The 11,267-nt window shown below is 61.7% G+C and carries 13 protein-coding genes and 1 pseudogene; 1 reads left to right on the plus strand and 13 read right to left on the minus strand.

Annotated elements, in window-relative coordinates:
• Positions 1-166 precede the first annotated feature (166 nt).
• The gene (locus tag ACUVTA_RS06550; RefSeq protein WP_123930021.1) at positions 167-421 is read left to right on the plus strand and encodes an AbrB/MazE/SpoVT family DNA-binding domain-containing protein; all 255 of its coding nucleotides are present in this window, start codon (positions 167-169) and stop codon (positions 419-421) included.
• Here ACUVTA_RS06550 and rsmI read toward each other — a convergent pair.
• The 13 genes and pseudogenes from rsmI to dnaX all read right to left on the minus strand — a co-directional run bounded on the left by rsmI (position 414) and on the right by dnaX (position 11,021).
• Positions 414-1,286, minus strand: coding sequence for a 16S rRNA (cytidine(1402)-2'-O)-methyltransferase (rsmI, locus tag ACUVTA_RS06555; protein WP_445952166.1), 873 nt, complete (start codon positions 1,284-1,286; stop codon positions 414-416). The two genes, ACUVTA_RS06550 and rsmI, sit on opposite strands and share 8 nt — an antisense overlap.
• Before the next feature lie 10 nt (positions 1,287-1,296).
• Positions 1,297-1,965, minus strand: a pseudogene (locus ACUVTA_RS06560) (PSP1 domain-containing protein); the annotation flags it as partial.
• A 28-nt stretch (positions 1,966-1,993) separates the two neighbouring features.
• The gene (gene holB / locus ACUVTA_RS06565; protein ID WP_445952158.1) at positions 1,994-2,956 is read right to left on the minus strand and encodes a DNA polymerase III subunit delta'; all 963 of its coding nucleotides are present in this window, start codon (positions 2,954-2,956) and stop codon (positions 1,994-1,996) included.
• Positions 2,920-3,570 (minus strand): dTMP kinase, encoded by a 651-nt coding sequence (gene tmk / locus ACUVTA_RS06570; protein ID WP_445952159.1) that lies wholly within the window; start codon positions 3,568-3,570, stop codon positions 2,920-2,922. The genes holB and tmk overlap by 37 nt, the downstream gene beginning before the upstream one ends.
• A 2-nt stretch (positions 3,571-3,572) precedes the next feature.
• Entirely contained in the window at positions 3,573-5,120 is a 1,548-nt protein-coding gene (locus tag ACUVTA_RS06575; protein WP_445952167.1) for an aminotransferase class I/II-fold pyridoxal phosphate-dependent enzyme, read from the minus strand.
• Positions 5,020-5,958, minus strand: coding sequence for a thiamine pyrophosphate-dependent enzyme (locus ACUVTA_RS06580; RefSeq protein WP_445952160.1), 939 nt, complete (start codon positions 5,956-5,958; stop codon positions 5,020-5,022). The genes ACUVTA_RS06575 and ACUVTA_RS06580 overlap by 101 nt, the downstream gene beginning before the upstream one ends.
• A 1-nt stretch (position 5,959) precedes the next feature.
• The gene (gene porA, locus ACUVTA_RS06585) at positions 5,960-7,138 is read right to left on the minus strand and encodes a pyruvate ferredoxin oxidoreductase (RefSeq protein WP_445952161.1); all 1,179 of its coding nucleotides are present in this window, start codon (positions 7,136-7,138) and stop codon (positions 5,960-5,962) included.
• Positions 7,138-7,431 carry a 4Fe-4S binding protein gene (locus ACUVTA_RS06590; protein WP_445952162.1) on the minus strand — a complete coding sequence of 98 codons (294 nt, stop codon included), beginning with the start codon at positions 7,429-7,431 and terminating at the stop codon, positions 7,138-7,140. The genes porA and ACUVTA_RS06590 overlap by 1 nt, the downstream gene beginning before the upstream one ends.
• Complete coding sequence (locus ACUVTA_RS06595) at positions 7,428-8,003, minus strand: 2-oxoacid:acceptor oxidoreductase family protein (RefSeq protein ID WP_445952163.1); 576 nt, start codon at positions 8,001-8,003, stop codon at positions 7,428-7,430. The genes ACUVTA_RS06590 and ACUVTA_RS06595 overlap by 4 nt, the downstream gene beginning before the upstream one ends.
• 247 nt (positions 8,004-8,250) lie before the next feature.
• Positions 8,251-8,520 carry a pro-sigmaK processing inhibitor BofA family protein gene (locus tag ACUVTA_RS06600; RefSeq protein WP_445952164.1) on the minus strand — a complete coding sequence of 90 codons (270 nt, stop codon included), beginning with the start codon at positions 8,518-8,520 and terminating at the stop codon, positions 8,251-8,253.
• A 131-nt stretch (positions 8,521-8,651) separates the two neighbouring features.
• Positions 8,652-9,251, minus strand: coding sequence for a recombination mediator RecR (gene recR, locus ACUVTA_RS06605; protein ID WP_445952168.1), 600 nt, complete (start codon positions 9,249-9,251; stop codon positions 8,652-8,654).
• Positions 9,252-9,281: 30 nt separating this feature from the next.
• Complete coding sequence (locus tag ACUVTA_RS06610; protein WP_445952169.1) at positions 9,282-9,590, minus strand: YbaB/EbfC family nucleoid-associated protein; 309 nt, start codon at positions 9,588-9,590, stop codon at positions 9,282-9,284.
• Positions 9,591-9,680: 90 nt separating this feature from the next.
• Entirely contained in the window at positions 9,681-11,021 is a 1,341-nt protein-coding gene (gene dnaX, locus ACUVTA_RS06615; RefSeq protein ID WP_445952165.1) for a DNA polymerase III subunit gamma/tau, read from the minus strand.
• Between the last annotated feature and the right edge of the window lie 246 nt (positions 11,022-11,267).

The following is an 11,267-nucleotide window of genomic DNA, read 5'->3' on the forward strand; positions in this document are numbered from 1 at the left end:
CTAATTTTCCCCTTGTCGCAAACCGTGCGGGATAAACGGGCTTTTTCAGAAAATTCCCCAAAAAAATTTTGTTACAAGTGTTGACTTTTACTGGTATGCCTGGTAAGATTTAATCGCCTTAATTCTGAGTTCTTCTGACAAATTTTGGTGAGGGAGGGAAAGCGGAGTGAAGTCAACGGGCATTGTGCGCAAGGTGGATGAGCTTGGGCGGGTAGTCATCCCTATTGAACTTAGGCGGACCCTGGGCATCGAGGAGAAGGATGCGCTCGAGATTTATGTCGACCACGAGAAGATCATCCTGAAGAAGTATGAACCCGCCTGCATCTTCTGCGGCAACGCCAACGACGTGCAGCACTACCGCGGCCGCCTAGTCTGCCGCGAGTGCGCCCTGGCAATGTTCGAGCGGGCCAAGGCTATGTAACGTCTCTCTTGGCCTTTTCTACGAGCGCATATACTTCCCGCGCCGGAACACCAAAACGGCGGGCAGCTTCCTTGATGGCTGCCCGCTTTTGCATTCCCGCCGCCATGAACTGCCGCACCAGTTCGGGCACCTCTTTCTCCAGGGGAGCATTTGCGGTTTCCCGGGCCGCTCCTTCCGGCGGTGCTTCCCGCCCGCCAAGGACGATGGTGACCTCGCCCTGCGGCGGCCTCTCCCGGAAGTAGGTGAGCGCTTCGGAAACCCGGCCCCGGAAGACTTCCTCGTGCACCTTGGTGAGTTCACGCGCCACCGCTACCGGCCGGTCCCCGATCACCGCCAGAATATCCTCCAGGGTTGCCAAGAGGCGGTGCGGCGCCTCGAAAAAAACGATGGTACGTCGCTCGCCGGCGAGCTCTGCGAGCGCCCGGCGCCTCCGGCGCGCCGGCAGAAAGCCCTCGAAAACGAAGCGGCTGCTGTCAAGCCCCGACACTACCAGCGCCGTCAGCACCGCGCTCGGTCCGGGCAGGGCCTCCACCGGAATACCTCGCGTCACTGCCTCCCGGACGAGCAGCGCGCCAGGATCAGAGATGCCGGGCGTCCCCGCGTCCGAAACGAGGGCGATGTGCTCTCCCCGCGCCAGCCGCGCCAGGAGCTCCTCTCCCCGCGCTTTCTGGTTATGGCTGTGGTAGCTCAAAAGCGGTGTTTTTATCCCGTAATGCGCCAGGAGTTTTCTAGTGTGGCGCGTATCCTCCGCCGCGATGAGATCAACCCTCGCGAGCACCGCCAGCACCCGGAGCGTAATATCCTCAAGGTTACCGATCGGTGTAGGGCAGACGTAAAGTTTCCCCTTATTCGGCTCGCTCTTCATCCGCGTCAAATTCCGCCTCTTCTTCCCCGTAGTTCCGTGCCTCGTACCGGAGGCAGCACATCAACCGCCCGCAGATACCGGAGATTTTGGCCGGGTTCAGGGCCAGGTTCTGCCCTTTAGCCATCCGGATCGAAACCGGGGCAAACTCGCAGAGCCAGGTACCACAGCAGAGTTCCCGCCCACAGGGACCGATGCCGCCGAGCATCTTCGCTTCGTCCCGCACTCCGACCTGCCGGAGCTCGATCCGCGTTTTGAAAACCGCCGCCAAGTCTCGTACCAGATGCCGGAAATCGACACGCCCTTCCGCGGTGAAGTAAAAGATGATCTTGCTCCCGTCCAGGGTGTAATCGACACCGATTAGCTTCATTGGTAGGCCGTGGGCCGCGATTTTCTCCTGGCAGATGCGGAAGGCCTGCCGCTCCTTCTCCCGGTTTCCCAGCGCCTGCCGCACGTCTTCCTCCGTGGCCCGTCTTAGCACCGGCTTTAAGCTTCCCGCCTCAGCCGTTATTTCCACCGGACCGGTTACCACCGACCCGTACTCCATGCCACGCACCGTTTCTACTACAACGCCGTCACCCGGTTTAAGTTCTAAAAAACCAGGGTCAAAGTAGTATATCTTGCCCGCTTTTTTAAAACGGACCCCTACCGCCCGCAATCTTTTCACCACCCTGAAGATCATCGCGTCTTTCAACGGCGCGGCTGGATTTTCAGCGCGCCCTAAATACGGCGCCCAAGCGCACAGCTATTCCCTCCACAACGAGGCGCGGGTTGACGTTGGCACGCAACATCCTTTTCGCCACCTCCAGCGCCTCGGCCGCCGCTAGCAGCGCCGCGACCGGTACCCGGGTTTTTTCGATTTCCGCAAGGCGATCAATATTCACCACGAGCGCCGCGTCGCCCGTGACCCGGAAGAGCAAAAGGTCCCGATACCAAAGGCTTAAAAAGCATAGGAGTTCTTCCGCCTCCTTGCGGCTGCGAACCGAAACCTGCAAGGTCCCCCAGAGGCCCGGCCGCAGGGCCAGCTCTAGAGCCTTCACCCTCAGGCTCCACATCTGGGGGTCACCTTTAAGCCGGAGCGCCCGGCCGAGGCTCCCGCCGGAAAGACGGGCGAGCAACCCGGCTTCTGCCGCCGGGACGCCGCGCGCCTCTAAAAGCCCGGCTACCACCGCCGGGCTGAGCTGGCGAAAGCGCACCTCGCGACACCGGGATACCACCGTTGGCAGAAGCGCCTCCGGGTACGCGGTGACGAGGATAAAAACAACTTCCCCCGGCGCCTCCTCAAGGGTTTTAAGAAAGGCGTTCTGCGCCTCGAGGGTGGCGCGTTCCGCCGCGTCGATAGCCACTACGTGACGCCGGTGAAAAGGCTTCCGTCCTACGGCGGCGACTAGGTGCCGGATCTGGTCTACCCCAATCGTTGCCTCACCGGCAGCCACCGCGTGAAAGTCAGGGTGGCCCGAACGGGAAAAGAGACGGCAAAAACGACATTCCCCGCACGCAGCGCCGTCCACCGGCGCCGCGCAGAGGAGCGCCCCGGCAAAAGCCTGAGCAGTCATATACTTGCCAACCCCCGCCGGCCCGGTGAAAAGATACGCCGGCGCGATCCGGCCCGTCCGCACCGCTGCCTGGAGCCTTTTTACCGCGGCGTCCTGGCCTCGAATTTCCGCGTACACCGGTTCAGGACCTCCTTTACCAGCCGAAAAATCTCCTCCTCCACCGCCTCCGGTGTTCTATCCCCGTCTACCACCAGGTAGCGGGCCGGATTCTGTTCGGCCAGATGGAGATACCTCTCCCGCACCCGCGCAAAAAAAGCCGGCCCAAGTCGCTCTATCCGGTCCCGTTCCCTGGGGACCCCGACCCGCGCCAGCGCCGCCGCTACCGGGAGGTCGATGATAATGGTGCGGTCGGGAGAAAGCCCCCGCGTCACGAACGCATTGAGCGCTGATAACAGCTCCACGGGAAGGCCGCGTCCCGCTCCCTGGTAGGCAAGCGTTGAATCGGTAAAACGGTCCGCAAGCACCACCTTCCCCGCACGCAGGGCCGGAAGGATAACCCGGTCCACCAGCTCTGCCCGCGCTGCCGCGTAAAGACATGCCTCCGCGCGCGGGTCCAGTGTGCGCGCCGGGTCCTTTAAGATCTCCCGCAGCGTTTCACCCAGCGGGGTCCCGCCCGGCTCCCGCACCGTTACCACCACAAAACCTTCGGCGGCGAGCCGCCGCGCCAAACGCTGTACCTGCGTGCTCTTCCCCGCACCGTCGATTCCTTCAAAAGAAATGAAAAAACCCATGCTTACCCCACCACACGCAAAGCCGCGCGGTCAGTTTCTTCTTCCATCCCGTGCACCGGAACGCCTTTCTCTTTGAGCTTTTCAAGGTAATTGGCCACCTCTTCCGTAACCTCCTCCCCGGGCACCAGTACCGGGATCCCTGGCGGTGCCGGGGCCACCACTGCCGCGCTCACCCGGCCCACCGCCGCTTCCAGGGGCACGCTCGCCGCCGGAGCCAGCCACGCCTCCCGCGGGGAAAGCCGCAGGGGCGGCGGCGCCGGGAAGAAGAGCTGTTCGTCGCCTGCACCGCGCCCAGCACGGGCCACCGGGCGCCGCGCGAGGACCGCTTCTACTGCCCGCGTTAGCGCCCTTATCTCCTGTTTTCCGTGACCCGGGCTCAAGAGGAGCACTACGTTGGTAAAATCTGCCATTTCCGTTACCACGCCGTGGCGCCGCAGTAGCCTGGCCGCCTCGTAACCGGTCAATCCCGCAGCGCCGAAATTAAGAACCAGCCGGGTCGGGTCGAGGCTGTAGCCCTCGCCCGCCGTGGCGAGGACCGCTACCGCCTCAAAGCGGCGGAGCGCCCGCCGCGCTTCGGCCGCAAGAGAGAGAAGCCGTCGGCAAAGGCGTTCCCCTGAAAGCGCGAGCTGCCGCCGCGCCGCGTCAAGGGAGGCGAGTAACAGGTAGGACGGGCTGCTCGTCATCACGAACTGGAGAGCCTGCCGTACCCGCGGCGGCGAAAGCCACTCGCTCCCGAGGTGAAGCCAAGCAGCCTGGGTGAGCGCGCCGGCCCGCTTGTGCACGCTTTCCACCGCCGCGTCGGCGCCACACGCCATCGCTCCCGGTGGGAGTGCTGGATGACGCCCGAAAAGAACGCCGTGCGCCGCATCGACCAGCAAGGGCAGTCCCCAGGAGTGAGCCGCAGCGGCTACTGCCCGGAGGTCAACCGCCACACCATAGTAATCCGGGTAAAGGGCAAAAAGCGCCCGGGCATCAGGGTAGCGTACAAGGGCCGCCGCGTAGGCGGCCGCTGGGGGCGGTAACGGGATACCGAAATCCGCAAGGTGCCGCACCGGCAGAAAGACCGGCGTAGCACCGCTCAGCACCAGCGCCGCCACCACCGACCGGTGGACGGCACGGGGCAGGATGACCCTCTCCCCCGGCCCGAGGGCGGCAAGAAACATCGCCAGCACGCCCGCCGTGCTCCCGTTGGTCAGAAAGAAGGTTTCCTTTGCGCCCGCAAGCGCTGCCGCCAGTTCCTGCGCGCGCCGGATTACCCCGGAAGGCGCGTGGAGATCATCAAGCCCCGGAAGTTCCGTGAGGTCCGCCGCGAAAACCGCGCGGCCCCACCATTGGCGCAGCACCGGTGGAGCCGCTTTCCCTTGAAGATGCCCCGGCGTGTGAAAACCGGTAGAGATCCTGCCCGCGTAGCTCTTCAGCGCCTCAACCAGCGGGCAGCGTGCCTGGAAATCAGCTATACAGGGTTTCCTCCTTCTGCAACCGCTCCCATTCGCGGTCGATCTCTTCTTGAAACCGCCTGATAATCCATTCGTTCTCCGGCTTAAAAAGATGCTTAAACCTTCCCTGGGTTTTTAGAAACTCTTCAACCGGCTTTTTCTCCTTGGGCTTGAAGGTTATCTTCGTGACCCCGTTCTCCACCTCGTAAAGGGGCCAGTAGCAGGTCTCCACCGCCAGGCGGCTCAGCATTATCGCGTCGTCCGTGCGGGTCCGCCAGCCGCGGTTGCAGGGAGACAGGATGTTGATGAACTTCGGACCTTTAATCGCGAGGGCCTTACGCACCTTTTTTATCAGATCGGCCCAGTGGCTTGGCGCCGCCTGCGCCACATACGGGACGTTGTGCGCCGCGATAATCCTGGTAAGGTCTTTGCGGCGCTGCAGTTTTCCCGGAATCACGCTTCCCGCTGGGCTGGTCGTCGTCTCGGCACCGAGCGGGGTAGCGCTCGAGCGCTGGATGCCCGTATTCATGTAGGCCCCGTTATCGTAGCATACGTAGAGAAGATCATGCCCCCGCTCCATGGCTCCGGAAAGGCTCTGGAGCCCGATGTCGTAAGTACCGCCGTCGCCGCCAAAGGCGATAAACTTGATCTCCCGGTCGATTTTGCCCTTTTTCTTCAGCGCCCTGTACATCGTTTCCACCCCGGCGAGGGTCACCGCGGCGTTTTCGAAGGCACTGTGGATCCACGGGACCCGCCAGGCGGTATAATCCTGAATGCAGGAGGCAACTTCGAGGCAACCGGTGGCGTTGGCGAGAACCAGCGGGTAATCGGCCGCCGCCAGGAGCACCATCTTCGCCACGATGGCCGCACCGCAGCCGGCGCAAAGCCGGTGCCCGGAAGTGAAAAGCAGCTCCTTTTTCGTGAGTTCCTTTAGTTTTAGTTCCGTAGCCATCTTACTCCCTCACTCCGATATACTCTTTTACCACCCGTACCCTGCCCGTCCGGGCGATCTCCACCAGCTCGTTCAGCACCGCTGCAGCGTGGTCCGGCAGGAAGTCTCTACCGCCGAGCCCGTAAATCTTGTTGATAACCACAGGCCGCGTGGCAAGCGGGTAGAGAGCCGAAGCGATTTCCATAAAGACGGGACCGTAACCGCCGAAAGAGTCGGCCCGGTCCAAAACCGCCACCGCTTTAAGCCCTTTGAGGGCCGCCGCAACCTCTTCATAAGGGAAGGGCCGGAAAAGGCGCGGTTTCAGGAGGCCTGCCTTGACGCCCCGCTCCCGAAAAGCATCGACCACGTCTTTTGCCGTCCCGGCCGCCGAGTTAAGGACCACCAGCCCCACCTCGGCATCGTCAAGCCGGTAGGCTTCGAAGAGGCCGTACCGTCGGCCACTAATCCGGGCAAAATCTTCGGCAACACCAAGGACAACATCTTTGACTTTGGTCATCGCTTCGTGCTGGGCACGCTTGTACTCGTGGTACTCGTCAGGAAGGATGAGCGGGCCGTAGCTCTTGGGGTGGTCGATATCGAGCAGCGGGTTCAAGGGCTTGTACGCGCCGACAAAACCCTTAACTACCTCGTCTTCGAGCAACTCCGCCCGCTGGATCGAGTGGCTGATAATAAAGCCATCGTAACAGACCATCACCGGCAGGCGCACGTCCATGTGCTCCGCGATCCGCACGGCCTGGACCATGTTATCGTAGGCTTCCTGAGCATTCTCGGACCAGAGCTGAACCCAGCCCGAATCCCGTGCGCCCATCGCGTCCGAGTGGTCACCGTGGATGTTGAGCGGCGCCGAAAGCGCCCGGTTTACCACCGCCATAAAGATGGGCAGGCGCATACCGGCGGCCACGTAAAGCATCTCCCACATGAGGGCCAGCCCGGGGCCACAGGTCGCCGTGGCCACCCTTCCCCCCGCAGCGGCGGCACCGATACACGCGCTCATCGCGCTGTGCTCGCTCTCAACCAGGATCAACTCCGTATCTACCTTACCGTTGGCCACAAAGGCGGCAAACCGCTGCATCAGCTCCGTCTGGGGCGTAATTGGATACGCCGCGCAGACGTCCGGGTTGATCTGCCGGAGCGCTTCAGCAACGGCCTCGTTTCCCGTTACGGCACTTACCCTCGCCATTACTTGCTTTCCTCCTCCATGAAAATGGCCTTCTTCCCTTTCTTACCCGGACACTCAAACGCGCAAATGCCGCAACCTTTACAGTAATCGTAATCGAAGCCGGCCATCTTCCCGTCTTTGACAATCACGGCCATATCGGGGCAGAAGAGCCAGCAGAAAAGGCAGTGGCTGCAATTTTCCGCCACCCAAACCGGCCGAAAGGTCCGCCAGCTCCCTGTTTTAACCTCCCGCGCGTTTCCCGCGTCGAGGATCACCGCTCCGGGGGGGAGTTCCCGCCAGCTTTTCGCCTTCATCCCTCTTTTACCTCCTCGTAGCCGCGCCGGACGGCGTTCAAGTTGCCCTCGATGATTTTTTCGGAGAATTTCTTCCCGAAGCTCTTCCGCACGTCCTCGAGGAGGTGCTCCAAGCTCACCAGGCCGGTCACCCTGACGACCGCGCCGAGCATAGGGGAATTCGGAAAGGCCTTGCCAATCGTCTCCATCGCAATCCTCGTGGCGTCAACCGTGAAGACGCGCTGCCCAGGTTTAGCGCCCAGCTTTTGCCGGATCTCTTGCGGCTCCTTCGCCGTATTTACAATGAAGACCGCGTTCTCTGCTGCCCCTTCCGTAACGTTCACCGTATCGAGCAGCGTTGCGTCGACCACGCTAACCACCTGGGGGTTAAGCACCGGGCAGTGCATCCGGAGTTCCTTGGTGCTGATCCGGTTGTAGGCCTTGAGCGGCGCCCCGGCCCTCTCCGGCCCGTACTCCGGAAAGGCCTGGACGAACCTGCCGCCGCTTAAGCACGCATCCGCCAGCACCTTGGCCGCCGTGACCGTCCCCTGCCCTCCCCTGCCGTGCCACCGGATCTCGACTGTATCCGCCATAAAGACCCTCCTTTTAACAATTGACCCTTTTAGATAGGTCCCTCGTGGTAACGTGCACCAGCTTTCCAGTAAAACCTGTTCTCCTCCGCCTCGTCCAGCACCCGGCCGGTCTTAGCGTTTACCCTGCTGTATTACGGTATGCGCAAGCGCCTAACGAAAAGGCCGGGAGGCGGCGTTGGAAATTCATGGTAAAATGGTTTTTTTGTTGGTTCTATGGTACCGTAAAAATAGGGGCAGCGTCAAGCAACTACGCGACAAAAATGGCCAGCAACGTGAGCAGGATAAGCCCCGGCACCGGGAAAACGCCAGCTGCGAGCATAGTCAGCGGGTTCACCGCGATGTGGAGGTTGAAGACTGCTCCCACCAGGTTCACCAGGGCCAGTAAAAAGCCACCGATGAAGAGCCTCACCAAAAGCCGGACCAGCAGCCGGAGCGGTGCGATAAGCGCGCTGCCGATCAGATACAGCCCCAGGAGCCCGATGCCCCCGAAAACGAGCATTTTCCAGTCCCAGTCCACCGCTATCTCCCCCTCACAGAAATCAGCTTCCGGGTGTCCGGAGCCGGATTTAACGCCGGCCCCCCGTTTACCCTCCGGGAGTCGGGACAATCCCCTGCTAAGCTTATTCCGCTGGGGAGGAAATTTATGCCTTAGCTGATCTGGCGCCGCCCCTGAATCGCGCGCAGAATCGTTTCTTCGTCCGCAAACTCAATCTCTGCGCCTACCGGCAGCCCGTAGGCCAGCCTGCTCACCTTCACTCCAAGGGGTTCAAGCAGTCGCCGGATGTAAAGCGCCGTCGCCTCTCCTTCCGTGTCCGGCCCCGTCGCCAGGATAACCTCGGCCACTTCTCCTTTTTCGAGCCGCACCAATAGCTCCTTCAGCCGCAGTTTCTCCGGGCCGATCCCGTCAAGCGGGGAGAGGGCCCCGTGTAAAACGTGGTAAACACCCCGGAAGCCGCCCGACCGCTCAATCGCCAACAGATCCCGCGGCTCCTCGACCACGCAAAGGAGGCTATGATCCCGCGCCGGGTCAGCACAGATCTTGCAGGGATCCACATCCGTAAGGTTACCGCAAACGGAACAGTACACGGTCGTCTCGCGGGCCTCCTTAAGCGCTGCCGCGAGCCGCTCCGCTTGTTCCCGAGGGGCACTCAGGAGATAAAGAGCCAGCCGCTGGGCCGTTCGCGGCCCGATACCGGGAAGACGTTTGAATTCCTCGATGAGCCTGGCAACCGCCCGTGGGTACAAAATTAAAACCCTCCGCAAGCGCCGCGCGCGCCTTTAAAAAAGGCCTGGCATCCCCAGGCCCCCGGTTAGTTTCCCCATCTCCCGGGCCACCATCTCCCGCGATTCCCTTAAGGCTTCATTTACGGCGGCGATAATGATATCCTGGAGCATTTCGACATCGTCCGGGTCTACTGCCTCCGGCCGGATCTCGAGGGCAACAAGCTCTTGGCGGCCGTTTACCACAGCCCGCACCGCCCCGCCCCCAGCGGTTGCCGCGGTCGTTTTCGTGCTGAGCTCCTCCTGGAGCTTAGCAATCTGGCTTTGCAGCTTTTGCACTTGCTTCATCATCTTGTTTACATCCATCATCCTAAGGCACCCCCTGTATCTTTATCCGCCTGCGGGCGGGCAATAACGTAACCAATGGACCACACGTCGCCATCTAGACGCCCGCGTCTACTTCCCTTTCGCCACAACCTCCATACGCCAGCGGCCGCCAAAAAAGCGGCTTAAAACCTCCTCCACCACCATTCTGTGCTCTTCCCGGTCAAGAATCGCGCATATTTCGGGTTCCCCCGCAACCCGAAGGCACCGCCCGGAAACGGCTACCGGCCCGACACGGCTCACAAAACCAAAAATAACCGGGCGCGTGTCCTTTACCGCGCGGAGAATCTCCGGCCACACGGACCGCACCCGCTCGAGCGAAGGTTCACCGGTAACCTCCGGGCACGACGCGTTCTCAAGGATGGAGGCTTCCTCGTAGAGCGCGCGCACCAGCGCTAACTCCACCGGGAGCGTTTTAATCACCGCCACCCGCATCTCCTCGAGAGCGCGGCTTAACTCCTCGAGGCAGCGGATCAAGCGCGGTGCCATTACCTTCCCCGTCAGGATATGGTTCAGCATCTCCTCTCGAAGGAGCGCCAGCAAATCGCGTACAAAGAGCGTAACATCCTTACCCGCCTGGTCGATCTCCTGGAGAAGGCGGAGAGCCCCCGCAGCATCCCCCCGGTGGAGAAACGCCACCATCTCCTCAAGCGCGCTCAGCCGCACTTTCCCCAACAGGTCGGCAACCGTCTCTTCCCCAACTTCACCCTGCCCGAGGGCAAGCACCTGATCAAGGAGACCTAAAGCATCCCGCAGGCTACCTTCGGCCGCCTGGGCGATGAGCTTCAGGGCCGCGGGCGCCGCCCGGCTTCCGGTCGCTTCCAGCACTCGCTCGAGGTGTCTGGAGATAAGTTCGGTCCTGATCCGGCGGAAATCAAAGCGCTGGCAGCGGGAAAGGATCGTCACCGGCATCTTGTGGGGTTCCGTCGTAGCTAGGATAAAATAAACCCGGGGCGGCGGCTCTTCGAGGGTTTTTAAGAGAGCATTCGCTGCTTCGGTGGTAAGCATATGGGCCTCGTCGACGATATAAACCTTGTGCCGCGCCGCTACCGGTGCGAGCTTTACTCGCTCCCGGAGCTCCCGCACCTCGTCGATGCCCCGCCGGGAGGCGGCGTCGATCTCGAGCACGTCAAGCGCGGTACCCGCGGTAATCGCCAAGCACTCCGGGCAGGTATTGCACGGCTCAGGCGCCGGCCCGTTCGCGCAGTTGAGGGCCTTCGCCAGGATCCGGGCGGTGCTCGTCTTTCCTGTCCCCCGGGGGCCGGCGAAAAGCAAGGCGTGGGCCACCTTCCCTTTTTCCAGGGCGTACCTTAAAGTCCGGGTTACGTGCTCTTGGCCGACCACCTCTGCAAAGCGTTGCGGCCGCCATTGCCGGTAGAGCGCTACCGGGATCCTATCTGTTTCGCCGCTCATTGCCCTGCCTCTTATCGCGCGAGACCTTTCTTTAAGAAGTCTCTTCGGCGCCTACCCCCATACTCCTCTATAAAAAATACGCCATAAAGAAAAAAGGCTGCTATACGCCTTCACAGAAACGCTAAGCAACATATAAATTGGCCGTGCACCTGCCTTTGAGCCGCAGCTTCCGGTTGTACCCGCCGCAGGTAGCTCGGGTCAGGCACCCTCACGGCACCCGGAGGATTTCCCTTAGTGCTGCTTCCG

This window comes from Thermodesulfitimonas sp., from assembly GCF_052743955.1.

Excerpts from the sequence above, each read along its gene's own strand:
- ACUVTA_RS06580 (WP_445952160.1), bottom strand. The coding sequence starts at position 5,958 with ATGGCTACGGAACTAAAACTAAAGGAACTCACGAAAAAGGAGCTGCTT.
- ACUVTA_RS06595 (WP_445952163.1), bottom strand. The coding sequence starts at position 8,003 with ATGGCGGATACAGTCGAGATCCGGTGGCACGGCAGGGGAGGGCAGGGG.
- ACUVTA_RS06590 (WP_445952162.1), bottom strand. The coding sequence starts at position 7,431 with ATGAAGGCGAAAAGCTGGCGGGAACTCCCCCCCGGAGCGGTGATCCTC.
- porA (WP_445952161.1), bottom strand. The coding sequence starts at position 7,138 with ATGGCGAGGGTAAGTGCCGTAACGGGAAACGAGGCCGTTGCTGAAGCG.
- dnaX (WP_445952165.1), bottom strand. The coding sequence starts at position 11,021 with ATGAGCGGCGAAACAGATAGGATCCCGGTAGCGCTCTACCGGCAATGG.
- ACUVTA_RS06610 (WP_445952169.1), bottom strand. The coding sequence starts at position 9,590 with ATGGATGTAAACAAGATGATGAAGCAAGTGCAAAAGCTGCAAAGCCAG.
- tmk (WP_445952159.1), bottom strand. The coding sequence starts at position 3,570 with ATGGGTTTTTTCATTTCTTTTGAAGGAATCGACGGTGCGGGGAAGAGC.
- rsmI (WP_445952166.1), bottom strand. The coding sequence starts at position 1,286 with ATGAAGAGCGAGCCGAATAAGGGGAAACTTTACGTCTGCCCTACACCG.